The sequence below is a fragment of the Bordetella trematum genome (assembly GCF_900078335.1).
GTDB lineage: Bacteria > Pseudomonadota > Gammaproteobacteria > Burkholderiales > Burkholderiaceae_B > Bordetella > Bordetella trematum.
Genome location: NZ_FKBR01000033.1, coordinates 213,365 through 228,562 on the forward strand (window position 1 = coordinate 213,365; position 15,198 = coordinate 228,562).

Consider the following 15,198-nt stretch of genomic DNA (forward strand, 5'->3'; position numbering starts at 1 on the left):
CGACGGCCCGGCCGTCTCCCTGCCCGCACGCCATGGATGACTCAAGGTATCGACCCCTGATTCACTACAGCCCGCCGCAGGGCTTCATGAACGACCCCAACGGCCTGATTTTCCTGGATGGGGTCTATCACCTCTACTACCAGCACAATCCCGATGCGCCCCGGCCGGGCAATGTGCATTGGGGTCATGCAAGCAGCCGGGATCTGCTGCGCTGGCGTACGCACGCGCCGGTGCTCGCTCCCGATGCGCGCGGGCAGGCATTCAGTGGCTCGATGGTCTGCGACGCCGGCAATACCAGTGGCCTGTTCGAGGCCGCGCCGGGCGGCGTGGTGGCCGTATACACGCGCGCCGGGCCGCAGCGCCAGGCCCAGGAGCTGGCCTGCGGGCCGCTGGCCGGAACACCCTTGACCCCCTACGAGGGGAATCCGGTGCTGGATATCGGTTCCGGCGCGTTTCGCGATCCCAAGGTGTTCTGGCATCCGCCCAGCCGGTGCTGGGTCATGGTGATCGCCCTGGCCCGGCGCCACCAGATCATCATCTACACGTCGCCGGATCTGCGGCGCTGGCGCGAGGCCAGCCGGTTCGGGCTGGCTGGGTTGCTGGGGCTGGATTACGAGTGCCCGGACCTGGTCGAGCTGCCTGTGGAGGGCGGCGGCAGCCGCTGGGTGCTGTTCATCTCCATCAATCCGGGAGCACCGCTGGGAGGCAGTGCGGTGCAGTATTTCGTGGGCGACTTTGACGGGCAGCGCTTCACGCCCCTGGATGGCGCGACCCGGCTACTGGACAGCGGGCCCGACTGCTATGCCTTGCAGACCTTCGCCAACCTGCCGGGCGAGACGTTGGCCATGGCCTGGATGAGCAATTGGCTGTATGCCGCCGATACGCCCGCCTGGCCCGCGCGGGGCGCCATGACGTTGGCGCGGCGGATGGCCTTGCGTTGCGAGGGAGATCATTGGCTGGTGGTGCAGCGCTTTGCCGGCCTGGCGCCGATGGACGGGGATGCCGACCTGTCGCGCCAGTGGCGTCAGGCGACGGGTAGCCTGGCTCGTTTTGACTGGCCGGCCGGCTGCGCGCTGGAGTTGAAGCTGGCAGCTTCGCTCAGTCCGGGCAGCCGCTACCGAGTGCGGATTTCAAATCGTGCCGGCGAGTGGCTTGAGGCAGGCTTCAGCCAGGGCGTCTATCCCGGCTTCTATGTCGACCGTTCGGGTCTGCGGGGGTTCGAGCATCCGTTCTGGATGCACAAGGCGATCCATTCGGTGCTGCAGCCGTTTACCTCGTTTGACGCCCATCTCGTGCTGGACCAGTGCTCGCTCGAACTGCTGGGCATGGAAGGAAGCGTGGCGATGAGCCTGCTGCATTTTTTCCGGCAGCCGCCGCAGACCGTCGAGGTGTTCATCGACGGGGGCGCGGGCCTGCAGGCCAGTCTGCAGGCCCGCGCCCTGGCGCCCTGACGGCAAGGCGCTCAGGCCGGTTTGGGCGGTTCTTCGTCCAGGCTGTTGGCCGGCTCCAGTTCGTTGCCGAGCACATCGGTGCTGGCCTGCCTGGAGGCCCGCGCCAGCCTGCCGGGCGTCTGCCCGGGCGCGGCGGCGCGTCCCGGCGCCACCGGCGGGCCGGCTTCGGCCTGCTGCATGCGCATGGCTGGCGCGTTGCCGTTCTTGTCCTGGCCGAAGTACAGCACGCGGTGCGGATAGGGCAGCTCGATGCGGGCGGCATCGAAATGCTTCTTGACCAGGCGGTTGTAGCCGCGCTGCACGGCCCATTGCATCCCCGGGGTGGTCTTGATCAGGATGCGGATGGTGACGCCGCGCTCGCTCAGGGAGGTCACCCCTGCGACCGTGATGTCGTCCAGCAGTTCGGGCGCCAGCACCTCGTCCTGCTGCAGCTCAGCGAAGGCGGCCTTCAGGTGGACCACGGCGTCATCGACGTTTTCGCGATGTGCGATGGTGTATTCGCCCACGTGATACGAGAAGTCGCGCATGTGGTTGACCACGGTATCCACCGAAGAGAAGGGCACCAGGTGGTAGGCGCCGTCCAGCGTGCGGATGCCGACTGAACGGATGGTGAGCTTCTCAACGGTGCCGAAGACGCCTGCGACCTCGACCACGTCGTTCTGGTTCATGCCATTCTCGAGCTGGATGAACACGCCCGTGATGATGTCCTGGACGAGCTTCTGTGCGCCGAAGCCGATGGCCAGGCCGACTACGCCTGCGCCGGCGATCAGCGGGCCGATGTCGATGCCGATCTGGGCCAGCAGCACCAGCACCGTCATGGTGACGATGACAACCATGGCCGCGTTGCGGAACAGCGTGAGCAAGGTGCGTTCACGCGCGCTGGGCTGCCCCGGGGAGGTGCCGTTCAGGCTCAGGCGATGTTCGATCACGCTGGCCACCAGCGTCCACGAACCCACCGCGATCAACAGCACGATGCCGATACGCACCAGCATGAAGATGGCGGCGCGCCCGCGATCGGACGCCAGGCTGGCGCTGAGGTCGAACACCTGCCAGGCGTCGAGCACGACCAGCGTGGCCAGCACCAGCAGCAGCAGACGCAAGCCCTTCAAGGCGGCCGGAACGTAGGCGTTGAGGCGGCGCTCCAGCAGCGGCAGGCGATTGCGCCAGGCGCCGGGCAGCTCGATGCGGCGCGCCGCCACTCGGGTCAGCACGGCCGACAGCACCAGCGCAATGGCGATGGCCAGCAGGCTTTGCAGCGTGGCCTGCACCATGAAAGGCAGGGCGCGGTCGGGCGCCAGCTGGCTGGCGCCGAGCAGCACCGTGAAGTAGGCGATGGCCAGCAGATGCCAGATACGCGCCAGCATGCGCAGCAGGGTGCCGAAGAAGGCCGATGCGTGCTGTGCCCGCAGGAGCAATCGCTCGCGCAGCAGCTTGCGGTTGCGCCACACCACGCGCAGCGCGTAGATGTACACGCCGAGCATGATCACCAGCCCCAGCATCTGCCCCACGGCCGGCGAAAAGATGGCCTTGATCAGTGGCACGGCGATCAGCAGGCTGTAGCTGCTGACGCTGATCAGGCGCTCCAGCCAGTTGTTCCAGAAGGTGGCCTCGTCGTCAGGCATGTCCACCAGCCGCAGATGCGGATAGCGGGTGGCGAAGACCATGCGCACCAGCGTCTTGACCGCCTCGGTGGCGAGGAAGGTCTTCAGGAAGACATCTTCCAGCATGCCGATGCTGGCCGGCTGGCCGACCAGCCAGAGGCTGGCGATATAGCCCGCCAGCGTCGCCAGGGCCACCACCGCCAGATCCAGCAGCAGCGTGGCGCCGATGGCGGTAGCGTTGCGATAGCGCAGCGGGCGGTGTGGGTCATTGCCGGCTGGGCCATCGGCCAGCCGGCGATCGACGCGGGCATAGTAGAAACCGGCAAGCCAGCGCAGCACCGCCCAGGCCAGCAAGGTGATGGCGGCGACGATGGCGAAATTGGTCAGGACGCTGCGCCAGATTTCGGCGCTTACGTCGGACATCCCCTCGCCGCTGCCCAGCGAGCGGAAAGTATCCACGGCGGTATTGAGTTCCTGCCCCAGCGAGCCCAGAAAGCGCGCCAGGTCGGCGCTGAAGTCCGCTGTGCCGTCGGTCGTCAGGGGCGCGGACTCGCTGGCGGCTGTCTGCTTGCGCAACTGCTGGATCAGGGCCTCGCGCGAGGCCGGATCCTCAAGCAGATCCGCCAGCTGCTGCGACGAAGCGGGAGCCGCAGTCTCGGCATGGCCGGCGGCAGGCGTCAGCAGGAAGAACAGCAGGCCGAACAGCAGGGGCAAGAGCGCATGCCAGTGCAAGCGGGCCGGAAATGCAGAAAGAAAGGGGATCGTATGTCGTCGGGGTAGTGTCATCGTATCCAGTGAAAACGGGAGGGAAGCGAAGGCGGGCCGCAAGGCAGCGCGGCCCGGAGTCCTCGCGCCGCGACACGGCGAGTCGTCAGGAAGCAGGTGTCGGCCACCTTGCGGCCGTGGCCTCCAAACCCTGCATCCTACGTGGCTCGCGCAAAAAAATGAACCCGTCCGTCCGCCTTTCCCGGATGCGCTCAGGGCTCGTGCTGGCGCGCGCGCCCCAGTTCGCGCAGCGCCTGCAGGGTGGTTTGCAACAGCCGGCCGCAGGGTTCCCCCTGGCGGATGAACAGCCCGATGGAGCGCGTGGGGGCGTTCTTCAGGCGGGTCTTCCTGACGCCGCGCAGGGCGCTGTAGTCGACGGCGGACTCCGGCAACAGCGCGATGCCGCAGTTGGCCTGCACGAAGCGGGCGATCGCACCCAGATCGCGCAGGGAGTACATGGGCTCGAAGCGCTGGGCCTCTTTCTGGAAGACGCTCTCTGTCAGCTCGCGCACACTGGTGCCGGGCAGCATGCTGATCAGGGGCAGGCGTCCCAGCTTTGCGGTGTCCCAATGCCGCAGCGGCGCAGCGATCGCTGCGCTGTGGAACAGCACGAAGGGTTCGCTGAACAGCTCTTCGTACAGCAGGTCGGCCGGTCTCTGGTCGCCGCGCGCGGTGATCGCCACATCGACCCGGCGCTCGCGCAGCAGCGCAAGCGCCTCTCCGGCGATGGAGTCCCTGACTTCCTTGCTGAGCACGGCGGTCGACGACGACTGCCTGACCCGGATCGGCCGCTCGCTGGATGAATTCGATTATGTGGTGCTGCGCTCGAAGACGCACTTTCGCGCCTTCTTCGAGCCGGCCAGCGCCGCGATTCTGATCGTGGACACGCCAGACTGGGGGCCGGCCGATCTGACCTTGCTGCCGTACCGGCATGTGCCCCGTGCGCACACCTATCCTTTCGATGCCGCTGAGCCGGCCTAGCGGGGCGCCGGTGCGTTGCAACTGTGTCTCGGCGGCTTCCAGGGCCTTGATGGCGCCCTTGCCCTGCTTGGCAAGCAGTTGCGCGACCAGCACCTCGACCGCCGCTACGCCGGCACTGATGGACGGGAAGAATGATGGGCTTTCGTTCGAGAACGGCAACACGCAGTCGGCCTGCAGCGCGATGGGGGAGACGCTGCTGTCGGTCAGGGCGATCACCTTCTGCGCGGCGGCGCTCGCCGTGCAGAAGGTGATCGCCGGGCAGGGCCTGCTGGCCAACGTGCTGGAGCGCGGTGAACAGCTGCGCGCCGGTCTGCGCGAGGCGTTCGCCGATCACCCCAATGTGGGCGATGTGCGGGGCCGGGGCCTGTTCGTCGGCGTCGAGTTCGTCGCCGATCGCCAGACCAAGGCGCCGCTGGCGCCGCAGCAGCGTATGCATGCCCAGCTCAAGACGGCGGCCATGCGCAATGGCCTGCTGGTGTACCCCATGGGAGGTACGATAGATAGCGTGCGGGGCGATCATGCCCTGATCGCGCCGCCATTCATTACGACCGCCAGCCAGATCGACGCTATCGTGGACCGTTTCGCGGCATCGGTGCAGGCCGTGTTGCCGCGGGTCGGCCAGACGTTCGCGCAGGAGGCATGATGAACGCCGCTCAAGACAAAACCCTGATTCTCTCGGTGGCGCCCAACGGGGCGCGCAAGACCGCTGCCGATCATCCCCGATTGCCTGTCACGCCCGATGAGCTGGCGTACTGCGCCCGGCAGTCGCTGCGCGCGGGCGCGGCCATGATCCACATGCATGTGCGTGATGATGCAGGGCGGCATTCGCTGGATGTGACGCGTTACCAGGCCGCCACCGAGGCAGTGCGCCGCGCGGTAGGCCAGGAACTGGTGATCCAGATCACGACCGAGGCGGTCGGCATGTATTCGCCTGCGCAGCAGATCGACGTGGTCAAGGCCTTGCGGCCGGAAGCGGCGTCCGTGGCCTTGCGCGAGGTGTTGCCCGATGAAAGCCATCTGCCGGCGGCAGCCGGGTTCTTCGCCTGGATGCACGAGCACGGGACAGTGGCGCAATACATCCTGTATGACCGCGCGGACGTCGAAACCTATCTGCGCCTGCGCCGCGAGGGAGTGATCGCGCCCTCGCGGCACTGGGTGCTGTTCGTGCTGGGGCGCTACACGCCCGGCCAGGTGTCTTCCCCGCAGGATCTGCTGCCCTTCCTGGACGCCTGGCGGCAGGCAGACCCGCAGGCTGGCCTGCCGCCCTGGTCGATGTGCGCGTTCGGCAGGCGGGAGGCCGATTGCGCCAGTGCCGCGGCCTTGTTGGGCGGGCATGCCCGCATCGGGTTCGAGAACAATATGGCCATGCCGGATGGCAGCGCCGCCTACGACAATGCCGCCCTGTTGCAGGCGGTGCGCGATCCGTTGGCCCGCCTGGGCTACCGGATCGGCGATGCCCAGGCGCTGCGCGCCATGACGGCGTAGCGCAGCGTTTCTAGCGCGGCACGCCCAGGCCGTTGCGGCGCCAGCGACCGAAGTGGCACTGCTGGCGCGCCAGCTCGGCGATATGCCGGCTGATGGCGTTGTTGGCGTGCACGGCCACGTACTCCAGCGGCGGCAGGGCCAGGTTGGTCTGCACCGCGCACAGCTCATTGGAGCGGATGTAGGCGCTGAAGTACTCGCGCGGCAGATAGGCCACCCCCAGGCCGGCGCTGGCCAGTTCGGCCAGCGCGATCATGCTGTTGCACACCACCGTGCTCTTGGGGCGCAGGCGCATGGCCGCCAGGGCGCGCAGCAGGCCCTGGTGCAGCAGTGAGCCTTCGGAGTAGACCAGCAGCGGATGCTCCATCAGCGTCTGGACGGGCACGACGCCCTGCGTGGCTGGCACCAGCCCGGGGCGGCACATCCACACCGAATCCATGTAGCCCAGCGGGATGCTGGCGAAGGGCGGCGCGAGCGCATCGACCGCCGGGCAGATCACCAGGTCCAGGCGGCGCGACATCATCTGCGGCCACAGACTGGTGGTCAGGTCCACCTTGGGTTCGAGCACGATCTCCGGATAGACCTGCTGGATGCGGCCGATCAGGCCAGGCAGCCAGGTCAGCGCCACCATCTCGGTCACGCCGAAACTGAAGCGTCCCGAGTAGCTGCCCTCGGCTCCCACCCGGCTGATGACGCTTTGCTGCAGTTCCAGCATGCGCTCGAAATCGGCCAGCAGTTCACGACCCTTGATGGTCAGCTGGGTACGGGTCGCGGCGTCGAACAGTTCCACGCCCAGCGCGTCTTCCAGTGTCTGGATGCGTTTGGAGATGGTCGACTGCGTGGCGTTCAGGCGCTGCGCGGCCGCGTGAAAGCTGCCCAGGGTGTGCACCCAGTACACCGCCTCGATCTGTTTCAGGGTCAACAAACCACCTCCTCTTGCCTGTCTGATGAAAAAAAGAGATTGGGATCGAGCAGTTTAATTCGCTTTATCCGATTTGGCGCGCATGGAAGAATGGCCGCAAAGCAAAAACGGTCGCCTCAAGGCCGGACCATCAAGGGAGGAGAACATGAAGATCCTGCAGCGGTTTTTCCTGTTGTGCGCGGTACTGGTGGTAAGCGGGGCGGCGCTGGCCGCCGAGACCGGATGGCCCTCGCGGCCGGTCCGTCTGGTGGTGCCCTTCCCGCCAGGCGGAGGCAATGACGTCTTTGCACGCGAGTTGGCGCATGCCCTGCAGAAGCGGCTGGGGCAGACCTTCGTGGTCGAGAACCGGGGCGGCGCCAGCGGCAGCATCGGAATGACGTCGGTGGCCCGTTCGGAGCCGGATGGCTATACCTTTCTGGTCACCTCGAACTCGCTGGTGACCAACAAGGCGCTCTCCGATAGCATGCCTTACGACATCGTGAAGGACTTCGAGCCGGTCAGCCTGGCGGCCAGCCTGTCTGTGGCGCTGGTGGTCACGGACAAAGTCCCTGCCAAGACCCTGCCCGAGTTCATCGCCTATATCAAGAACCACCCCGACAAACTCACCTACGGTTCGACCGGCGTGGGCAGCCCGGCCCACCTGACCAATGCCTATCTGAACATGGAAACCGGCATGAGCATGCTGCACATCCCGTTCAAGGGTCAGGGGCAGCTGGTCACCGAGATGCTGGGCGGGCGCGTCGATGCGGCGTTTCTGGTCATCACCTCGGCGATCCAGCACATGAAAGCCGGCACCCTGCGCGGGCTGGCGGTCACGGGCGATCAGCGCAGCCGCGTGGCGCCCGAGCTGCCGACGCTGGATGAGGCAGGGCTGCCCTCGCTGAAAATCGACTGGTGGCTGGGCGTGCTGGCGCCCAAGCACACGCCGGCAGCCATCGTGGACAAAATGAGTGCCGCCATCGCCGCGATTTCGCGCGATCCGGCTTTCGCCGAGCGTCTGGAGGCGCAAGGCATCATCCCCATCGGTTCGACCCCGCAAGCCTATGCCAAAGTGCTCGATGAAGATCTGGCGCGTTGGTCCGGCGCGGTCAAGCGGGCCGGCATCACTGTGCAATGAGGCAATCCCATGACCCATCCCTGCGTGGCCGAACAATTGTCGGCCTATGGCGACCGACTGCTGGGCCTGATTCCGGCCGAACGCATCCGGCTGGTGGACTTTCCGCGTCCCGATGCGGCGCTGATCGCCGGCTATCAGGCGCTGCCGGATCTGACCTCGACGGTCGCCGACATCCTGGATACCTATGGCTTCGACACGGCCATTCCGGCCAGCACGCTGGCGCCGCTGGATCCCGGCCAGCGCCTGGTCGGGCCGGCCGTGACCATTCGCCATGTGCCGGCGCGCTCCAACAGCGGCTTCACCCTGGCCCAGGGCACGCCGCCGCCCCAGTTGGGCGGGCGCGACCAGATCACGCTGTGCCTGGCGGGCGACGTCATGGTGATCGAGGCGCACGGCATTCGCGATGCGTCCAATTTCGGCGGGCTGATGGCCGTGGCCATGAAGGAGGCCGGCCTGGCCGGCCTGGTCACCGATGGCTGTGTGCGTGACGTGGCCAACATGCGGGCCATGGGCCTGTCGGTCTGGGCCGGCGGCATCACGCCGCGCACCGGAAAACACCGTATCGAGCTGGCCGAGTTCAACGGTCCGGTGGATATTGCCGGCGTACAGATCCGCCCGGGCGATCTGCTGCTGGGAGACGCCGATGGCCTGATCGTGGTGCCGCAGCACGTGGCGGCCGAGGTGTTGGCCCGTGCCCAGGCTGCCGCGGGCCTGGAGCAGCATCTGCTGGCTGCGCTCAGCAGCGGCGCGTCGGCACGGGAAACGGCCGGCATCCTGCCGCCGGAGAAATGGTGATGGCGGCCGGCCGATCCGGGATCGTGGTGGGCTTTGTGGGCGCCGGGCAACTGGGCACGGCGCTGATGCAGGGCCTGTGCGCGGCCGGGGTGCCGCGGGTGCTGGCCTACAGCGTGCCCGCCGACACCCAGGCGCCGGTGCGCGTGCAGGCGGCCGGCGCGACCTTTGTCGCCGCGCCCGAAGGGCTGGGGCAAGCCGATATCGTTTTCTCCGCCGTCACCTCGCAGGCGGCCCGCCAGGCCGCCGCCGACTGCGCACCGCATCTGGCGCCGCACGCCATCTATGTGGACCTGAACTCCATGGGGCCGCAACAGAAGCGCGCCGTGGAGCAGGCCCTGCAGCCCAGCGGGCGCGACTTCGTCGATGCTGCCGTGCTGGGCGCGGCGGCCGACGGCATTCGCGTGCCTATCGTGCTGGCGGGTGTCCGTGCCGGGGACGTGGTTGCGGCGCTGACGCCTTTCGGAATGAACCTGCGCGCCATCGGCCAGCGTTGCGGCGATGCGGCGGCTATCAAGATCGTGCGCAGCGTACTGGCCAAGGGACTGGAGACCCTGTATGTCGAGGCGCTGGTGGCGGCGCGGCGCATGGGGGTGGAGACCGAGGTGCTGGACAGCTTCTGCGCCATGCTGGACAGCCGGTCGGCCGCCTCGATGGCGCAACTGCTGGTGACCACGCATGTGCTGCATGCCGAGCGCCGCATGCACGAGCTCGACATGTCCGTGCAGGTGCTCGATGAGCTCGGCGTGCCGCCATCGATGGCCCGCGCCACGCGCGACGTCCTGGCGCGTACCGCCCAGGCGCGCGTGAGCGATGCCTTCGGCGGCCGCTTGCCCGCCGATCTGGATGCCGCTCTGGCGGCGCTGGATCCTGTCATGGGTGCAACGGCGCCTGAGCGCCGTTGCGGGGAGTGATCCTGCCGGATCCGCGCTCAGCGGATCCGGTATTTCTTCACGGCTTGCAGCAAGCTGGCGCCATTGCGCATGTAATTCTGCATGTCGCTTTCGATGCGCAGCAGCTCATGGGCCTTGGCCGCAATCTGCTCGGCCTGCGCCGGATCGATCACGATCACGCCGTCGCCATCGCCCACCAGAATGTCGCCCGGGCGGATATAGACCCCGGCGCACATCACCGGCTGGTTGCGCAGGGTGGTGGCAAGGCGGTGCTGGCCGGCGCGTGGCGACGTGCCCTGGGCGAAGATGTTCATGCCCAGTTCTTCCATCTCGTGCAGGTCGCGTACGGCGCCGTCGGTCACCAGCCCCTGGGCGCCGACGATGCTGGCGCGCACGGCCATGTTGCCGCCCCAGTTGGCATGTGATGCGATGCCCTGGGTGGCGATGACCAGAACCGAGTCGGGCCCGCAGGCGTCGATCACTTCCTGGATGGCGAAGGACAGACCCGGGTCGATCTCCTCCTGGCCGGCATTGGGGGATTTCGGGATGCGGCCGATGGTATGGGCGCGCGCCAGGATGCGATGGCCTGCCAGCAGGCGCACGCACGGATCGAGCGTGGTGTCGGGCAGACCCAGGGCCATCTTGGCGTCGAACAGCAGGCTGACGGGCAGATCCTGCAGGCAGGCCAGAGCGGCATCCCGCTGGCCAGCGGCATGATTCGGGGAAGGCATAGATTTCTCCTTGGAGATCAGTTCAGGGTGATGTCGGTCTGACGCACGACCTCATCCCACTTCTTCAGTTCGGCGGCGACGTGGTCGCGCAGTTTCTCGGGGGAAGAGTCCTTCACCGGGTCGAAACCCATGCTGGCGAGCTGACCGGCGATGGCGGGGGCGGCCACGGCGTCCGAGAATGCTTTGGCCAGTTGCTGGACAGCCGCCTCGGGCGCGCCAGCCGGCGCGAAGACGCCGCTCCAGGAGTACACGTTCACGTCCGGGTAGCCGGCCTCGGCCATGGTCGGCACCTCGGGGGCGGCCGCCGAACGCTTCACGCTGGCCACGGCCAGGCGCTTGAGCTTGCCGGCCTCGACATGCGGATTGGTGGCCGCAAAGGTGTCGAACATGAACAGGGTGCGTCCGGCCAGAAGATCCTGGATGGCCCGGCCGGAACCCTGATAGGGGATATGCACGGCGTCCACGCCGGCGGCGCGCTTGAACAGTTCGCCGGCCAGATGCAGCGGCGCACCGACGCCCGAGGATCCATAGGAAACCTCGCCGGGGCGCTGCTTCAGATAGGCCACCAGTTCGGCGACGTCCGCGGCCGGCACGGAGGGGTGGGTCACCAGCACCAGCGGTACCTCGGCCACCTGTGTGATCGGCGTGAAGCTCTTGACCGCGTCAAAGGGCAGCGATTTGTAGAGCGACTGGTTCATGCCGTGCGTGGCGGCGGTGCCCAGCAGCAGGGTGTAGCCGTCGGGCGTGGCGCGCGCGGCCTCGGTGGCGGCGATGTTGCCGGCTGCGCCGGGGCGGTTCTCGACCACCAGTGGCTGGTCCAGGGCTTGCGACACCCGGGGTGCGATCAGGCGTAGAAAGATATCCTGGCCGCCGCCCGGTGCGAAAGGCACCAGGATGCGGATGGGCCGTTCGGGGTAGCCGGCGGCGCGGGCCCCTTGCGACGTCAGGCCGCCGGCCGCCAGCAGGGCGGCGGCCAGGGCTGCGCATAGCGCCTTGCGGCGCGGATGTTGGAACACGTGGGTCTCCTCCAGCGGCTGCTCGGGCCGCGGGGCCCGTGCGCCGCGTTATGGGTTTTACTGCTCGAACATCGGATCGATGGGCACCCTGTAGCCAGTCACCAGCCGATTGGTTTCATTGGCCATGCCGACGATGCTCATCAACTCTCCGAACATGGCGTCGGTCATGCCGGCCTTGTAGGCGCCGGCGCTGTGGCTGGCCACGCAATAGCCGCAGTTGTTGGTGATGCTCACGGCCAGGTACAGCATTTCCTTGACCACCGGGTCAAGCACGCCGGGGCCCATCACTTCCTTCACGCCGGCCCAGGTGCGGCGCAGCAGCGGCAGATCGTTGGCCAGGTATTTCCAGACATTGTTGACGTCATCGACCTTGCGGGTGGCCTTGATGTCGTCGAAGATCTCGCGTACGGCGGGCGAGGCGTTTGCGTATTCGATGGCTTGGGGTTTGGGCATGGTGTCCTCCGGGGTCAGATATCGAGCGTGATGCCTTTGCGCTTGATGATGTCACCCAGGTTGAGCATGTCCCAGGTGGTTTTGCCGGTCAGCAGTTCGGAGCGAAAGCGCGTCTCCTTGGCCTCGCGTTCTTCGCAGGCGGCGATGAGCGCCCGAGCCTCGCCGATGGGGACGATGACCACGCCGTCATCGTCGCCGATCACCAGGTCGCCCGGGTGCACGGTGACGCCGCCGATCACGACCGGCTGGTTCAGGGTGCCCAGGGTCTCCTTGACGGCGCCCTTGATCGATACGCCGCAGGAAAACACCGGGAAACCCACTTCATGGATGGTGGCGGAATCGCGCACGCCGCCGTCGACCAGCAGGCCGGCGATGCCCATTCCCATGGCGCAACTGGCCATCACGTCGCCGAACAGGCCCTGCTCGGTGTAGCCGCCGGCGTCGCAGACGATCACGTCGCCGCGCTGGGCCATTTTCAGGGCGGCATGCAGGGTCAGGTTGTCGCCCGGCGGGCAGGAGCAGGTGAAGGCGCGGCCCAGCAGGCGCATGCCCAGGCGGATGGGTTTGACGGTCGACTGCACCGCGCCGCGCCGGCCCATGGCTTCGTGGGCAGTGGCCGAAGCCACCTTGGCATAGGCCTCATAGAGAGCCGGGTAGTCGATCTTGGTATCGGGCATGTTCTTGTCTCCTCGGGTGTTGGCAATGGTGATGGGGCATCAGCGCGTGACGTTGGCCACGCCCCAGACGTAGTTCTTGCGCGGGAACTCTTCCCAGTACTGGCGCATGTCCTTGTGAGGGAAGTCCTGATAGGGGTGTTTGCGCAATTCGTCGACGTCGATGTCCACGCCCAGGCCGGGGGCCTGCGGAATGTCGGCCCAGCCAGCCTGCATGGCGATGCCGGGGCGCGCGATGCGCTCGCAGGCCGACTGCAGGTTGATGAAGCACTCGGCGATCAGGAAGTTCGGGATCAGTGCGGAGAAATGCACCGTGGCGGCCAGGCCGACGATGGTGCTGTTGTAGTTGTGCGGGCTGATGGCCACGGCGTGGGGCTGGGCCATGGCGGCGATGTCCAGCATCTGCTGCAACCCGCCCACCGCGCAGATGTCGGGATTGAGGATGTCGGCGGCGCGTTGCGCCAGCACCTGCGCGAAATCTTCCTTGGTGTAGAGCGTCTCGCCGGTGACCACCGGCGCGCCGATGGCACGGCGCACTTCCGCCACCAGTTCGATGTTGTCGGACAGGCACGGCTCTTCGTAGCAGAAGATGTCGTACTCGGCCAGGCGCTGGGCTACCCGCACGGCATGATGCGGCGCCACGCGGCGGTGGGCGTCGATCAGCAGGTCCACATCCGGGCCCAGGGCTTCGCGCATGGCGCGCACGTTGGCCACGGCGTAGTCTTCCTCGGCGCGCGAAATGAAGGTGCGCCAGGGGCCGGGGAAGGGGTCCCACTTCATCGCGGTGTAGCCCATCTCCTTGACCTGCAGCGCGCGTTCGACGGTCTCGTCGATGTTGCTCACGCCGTACCACCAGCCGTTGGCGTAGATGCGCACCTGCTCGCGGCAGGCGCCGCCCAGCAGATTGCATACCGGCAGGTTGGCTTTCTTGCCGACGATGTCCCACAGCGCCAGCTCGATGGCGCTCCAGGCGCACAGGAAGTCCACCGACGAGCGGCGGATGGCGAAGTCGTCGAACATGACCTGGCCGGCATGGCGGATGTTCAGGGGGCTGCGGCCGATCAGGTAGGGGGCCATCGAACGCAGATACTCGTCGACGACTTTTTCCTTCTTCACCCCCACATACGATTCTCCCCAGCCATACAGACCGTCATCGGTTTCGATGCGGCAGAACAGCAGGTTTTTGCCGCTGGCCGGGTAGAAGAAGAAGGTCTCGATACGCGCAATTTTCATGGCTGACTGTCTCCGTCACAGGCGCCTCGCACCGGGCGCGTCTGTCTTGGGATGGCAGTCTGCCACTGCCATGTGGCGAATTAAAGCGAATTAAATTCTGTCTTTGCGATGCTTTTTTTTCATCAGGAGGGAAGCGGAGCCTGAGCCCGGCCTGCCGCCAGGTATTCCGTCAGGAAGTCCACCAGCGGGGCGACGATCTCACTGTCGGCGGATTCCTCGCCGATGACCGTGATCTCGGTCTTGGGCAGCGGCGCCCAGCCTGATGGCGTCTGCCAGGTGCGCATGCCTGCCTGCATGAACGAGCGGCCCAGCACCGTCAGTCCCAGCCCGCCGGCGACGGCGGCCTGCACGCTCATCAGGCTGCTGGCGGTGCACACGATATTCCAGTCCTGGCCGCGCGCGCTGAGCGCTTCCAGCATCAGTTGGCGGTAGGTGCAGGGCGAACGCAGCAGCACCAGCGGCAGCGGCGCCTGCGGATCCAGCTCGAAATCGGCGGCGCACATCCAGACCAGCGGTTCGCGCCAGATGACCCGGCCGCGCTGGGCCGAGCGGTCTTTCTTGGCGATCACCACATCCAGTTCGCCTTCGTCATAGGCTTGCAGCAGATCGCAGCTCAGGCCGGTCTTGAGCGCCAGATGCACGCCCGGGTGCAGGCGCGAAAAACGCGACAGCAGGGCGGGCAGCTGGCCGGGAATGAAATCCTCCGAGATGCCCAGACGGATATTGCCGCCCAGCGCCGGGCGTGCGATGCCGCGCATGGCTGCGTCATTGAGCTCCAGGATGCGCTGCGCATAGCCCGCCAGATGCTCGCCGGCCTGGGTCAGCAGCAGGGAGCGGCTGGTGCGCTCGAACACCCGGCAGCCCAGCCGCTCTTCGAGCCGCAGGATCTTCTGGCTGACGGCCGACTGCGATCGATTGATGGCGTCGGCGGCCGCCGTGAAGCTGCCGCTGTTGGCCACGGCGATGAAGGCGCGCAGCAAATCGATTTCCAGATCGGGCAGACGGGATTGGTTCATTAGAAACCTTTCTGGATGGTATTTGATTTATTCGTTTTTGATTTGAATCTGGGCTTCCTATCATGCCATCA

15 protein-coding genes and 1 pseudogene are annotated in these 15,198 nt (G+C 66.9%); 7 read left to right on the forward strand and 9 right to left on the reverse strand.

The annotated features are described in order from the left end of the window. Nucleotides 1–32: 32 nt before the first annotated feature. Nucleotides 33–1,451 (forward strand): glycoside hydrolase family 32 protein, encoded by a 1,419-nt coding sequence (locus A7V84_RS14035; protein WP_257792242.1) that lies wholly within the window; start codon nucleotides 33–35, stop codon nucleotides 1,449–1,451. 11 nt (nucleotides 1,452–1,462) lie between these two features. On the opposite strand, the gene A7V84_RS14040 is transcribed toward A7V84_RS14035, so the two are convergent. Continuing rightward, the gene (locus A7V84_RS14040; protein ID WP_157988194.1) at nucleotides 1,463–3,766 is read right to left on the reverse strand and encodes a mechanosensitive ion channel domain-containing protein; all 2,304 of its coding nucleotides are present in this window, start codon (nucleotides 3,764–3,766) and stop codon (nucleotides 1,463–1,465) included. A 263-nt stretch (nucleotides 3,767–4,029) separates the two neighbouring features. Beyond that, nucleotides 4,030–4,572 carry a LysR family transcriptional regulator substrate-binding protein gene (locus A7V84_RS21510; RefSeq protein WP_063491552.1) on the reverse strand — a complete coding sequence of 181 codons (543 nt, stop codon included), beginning with the start codon at nucleotides 4,570–4,572 and terminating at the stop codon, nucleotides 4,030–4,032. Here A7V84_RS21510 and A7V84_RS21515 point away from each other — a divergent pair. The 3 genes and pseudogenes from A7V84_RS21515 to A7V84_RS14060 all read left to right on the forward strand — a co-directional run bounded on the left by A7V84_RS21515 (nucleotide 4,562) and on the right by A7V84_RS14060 (nucleotide 6,283). Then, the gene (locus tag A7V84_RS21515) at nucleotides 4,562–4,798 is read left to right on the forward strand and encodes an MlrC C-terminal domain-containing protein (RefSeq protein WP_063491551.1); all 237 of its coding nucleotides are present in this window, start codon (nucleotides 4,562–4,564) and stop codon (nucleotides 4,796–4,798) included. The two genes, A7V84_RS21510 and A7V84_RS21515, sit on opposite strands and share 11 nt — an antisense overlap. Nucleotides 4,799–5,012: 214 nt before the next feature. Further along, a pseudogene (locus A7V84_RS21705) lies at nucleotides 5,013–5,441 on the forward strand (aminotransferase class III-fold pyridoxal phosphate-dependent enzyme); the annotation flags it as partial. Continuing rightward, nucleotides 5,438–6,283 (forward strand): beta-keto acid cleavage family enzyme, encoded by an 846-nt coding sequence (locus tag A7V84_RS14060; RefSeq protein ID WP_051348260.1) that lies wholly within the window; start codon nucleotides 5,438–5,440, stop codon nucleotides 6,281–6,283. The pseudogene A7V84_RS21705 and the gene A7V84_RS14060, both read left to right, overlap by 4 nt. Before the next feature lie 10 nt (nucleotides 6,284–6,293). Here the strand turns inward: A7V84_RS14060 and A7V84_RS14065 are convergent, their stop codons facing one another. Beyond that, nucleotides 6,294–7,205, reverse strand: a complete 912-nt coding sequence (locus A7V84_RS14065; protein ID WP_025515658.1) for a LysR family transcriptional regulator — start codon at nucleotides 7,203–7,205, stop codon at nucleotides 6,294–6,296. 142 nt (nucleotides 7,206–7,347) lie between these two features. Here A7V84_RS14065 and A7V84_RS14070 point away from each other — a divergent pair, with 142 nt between their 5' ends. The 3 genes from A7V84_RS14070 to A7V84_RS14080 are packed head-to-tail and all read left to right on the forward strand — an operon-like array spanning nucleotide 7,348 to nucleotide 10,025. Next, the gene (locus A7V84_RS14070; RefSeq protein WP_033535016.1) at nucleotides 7,348–8,319 is read left to right on the forward strand and encodes a Bug family tripartite tricarboxylate transporter substrate binding protein; all 972 of its coding nucleotides are present in this window, start codon (nucleotides 7,348–7,350) and stop codon (nucleotides 8,317–8,319) included. 9 nt (nucleotides 8,320–8,328) lie between these two features. After that, complete coding sequence (locus A7V84_RS14075) at nucleotides 8,329–9,114, forward strand: RraA family protein (protein WP_082832936.1); 786 nt, start codon at nucleotides 8,329–8,331, stop codon at nucleotides 9,112–9,114. After that, nucleotides 9,114–10,025: a DUF1932 domain-containing protein gene (locus A7V84_RS14080; protein WP_063491549.1), complete on the forward strand. Its 912-nt coding sequence runs from the start codon at nucleotides 9,114–9,116 to the stop codon at nucleotides 10,023–10,025. Before A7V84_RS14075 ends, A7V84_RS14080 begins: the two co-directional genes overlap by 1 nt. Before the next feature lie 17 nt (nucleotides 10,026–10,042). Here the strand turns inward: A7V84_RS14080 and A7V84_RS14085 are convergent, their stop codons facing one another. From A7V84_RS14085 to A7V84_RS14110, 6 genes are all read right to left on the reverse strand, one after another. Then, the gene (locus A7V84_RS14085) at nucleotides 10,043–10,735 is read right to left on the reverse strand and encodes an RraA family protein (RefSeq protein WP_063491548.1); all 693 of its coding nucleotides are present in this window, start codon (nucleotides 10,733–10,735) and stop codon (nucleotides 10,043–10,045) included. 17 nt (nucleotides 10,736–10,752) lie between these two features. After that, complete coding sequence (locus tag A7V84_RS14090) at nucleotides 10,753–11,751, reverse strand: Bug family tripartite tricarboxylate transporter substrate binding protein (protein WP_063491547.1); 999 nt, start codon at nucleotides 11,749–11,751, stop codon at nucleotides 10,753–10,755. A 57-nt stretch (nucleotides 11,752–11,808) separates the two neighbouring features. Continuing rightward, nucleotides 11,809–12,204 (reverse strand): carboxymuconolactone decarboxylase family protein, encoded by a 396-nt coding sequence (locus A7V84_RS14095; RefSeq protein ID WP_033535018.1) that lies wholly within the window; start codon nucleotides 12,202–12,204, stop codon nucleotides 11,809–11,811. 14 nt (nucleotides 12,205–12,218) lie between these two features. Then, nucleotides 12,219–12,881, reverse strand: coding sequence for a 4-carboxy-4-hydroxy-2-oxoadipate aldolase/oxaloacetate decarboxylase (locus tag A7V84_RS14100; RefSeq protein WP_025515671.1), 663 nt, complete (start codon nucleotides 12,879–12,881; stop codon nucleotides 12,219–12,221). 39 nt (nucleotides 12,882–12,920) lie between these two features. Beyond that, nucleotides 12,921–14,111 carry a mandelate racemase/muconate lactonizing enzyme family protein gene (locus tag A7V84_RS14105; RefSeq protein ID WP_025515673.1) on the reverse strand — a complete coding sequence of 397 codons (1,191 nt, stop codon included), beginning with the start codon at nucleotides 14,109–14,111 and terminating at the stop codon, nucleotides 12,921–12,923. Between the two features lie 122 nt (nucleotides 14,112–14,233). Beyond that, the gene (locus A7V84_RS14110) at nucleotides 14,234–15,127 is read right to left on the reverse strand and encodes a LysR substrate-binding domain-containing protein (protein WP_025515674.1); all 894 of its coding nucleotides are present in this window, start codon (nucleotides 15,125–15,127) and stop codon (nucleotides 14,234–14,236) included. Between the last annotated feature and the right edge of the window lie 71 nt (nucleotides 15,128–15,198).

What these genes read in the sequence shown, in the direction of transcription:
- A7V84_RS14035 (WP_257792242.1), top strand. Translation starts at nt 33, where the DNA reads ATGGATGACTCAAGGTATCGACCCCTGATTCACTACAGCCCGCCGCAG.
- A7V84_RS14060 (WP_051348260.1), top strand. Translation starts at nt 5,438, where the DNA reads ATGATGAACGCCGCTCAAGACAAAACCCTGATTCTCTCGGTGGCGCCC.
- A7V84_RS14070 (WP_033535016.1), top strand. Translation starts at nt 7,348, where the DNA reads ATGAAGATCCTGCAGCGGTTTTTCCTGTTGTGCGCGGTACTGGTGGTA.
- A7V84_RS14075 (WP_082832936.1), top strand. Translation starts at nt 8,329, where the DNA reads ATGACCCATCCCTGCGTGGCCGAACAATTGTCGGCCTATGGCGACCGA.
- A7V84_RS14080 (WP_063491549.1), top strand. Translation starts at nt 9,114, where the DNA reads ATGGCGGCCGGCCGATCCGGGATCGTGGTGGGCTTTGTGGGCGCCGGG.
- A7V84_RS14085 (WP_063491548.1), bottom strand. Translation starts at nt 10,735, where the DNA reads ATGCCTTCCCCGAATCATGCCGCTGGCCAGCGGGATGCCGCTCTGGCC.
- A7V84_RS14095 (WP_033535018.1), bottom strand. Translation starts at nt 12,204, where the DNA reads ATGCCCAAACCCCAAGCCATCGAATACGCAAACGCCTCGCCCGCCGTA.
- A7V84_RS14100 (WP_025515671.1), bottom strand. Translation starts at nt 12,881, where the DNA reads ATGCCCGATACCAAGATCGACTACCCGGCTCTCTATGAGGCCTATGCC.
- A7V84_RS14105 (WP_025515673.1), bottom strand. Translation starts at nt 14,111, where the DNA reads ATGAAAATTGCGCGTATCGAGACCTTCTTCTTCTACCCGGCCAGCGGC.
- A7V84_RS14110 (WP_025515674.1), bottom strand. Translation starts at nt 15,127, where the DNA reads ATGAACCAATCCCGTCTGCCCGATCTGGAAATCGATTTGCTGCGCGCC.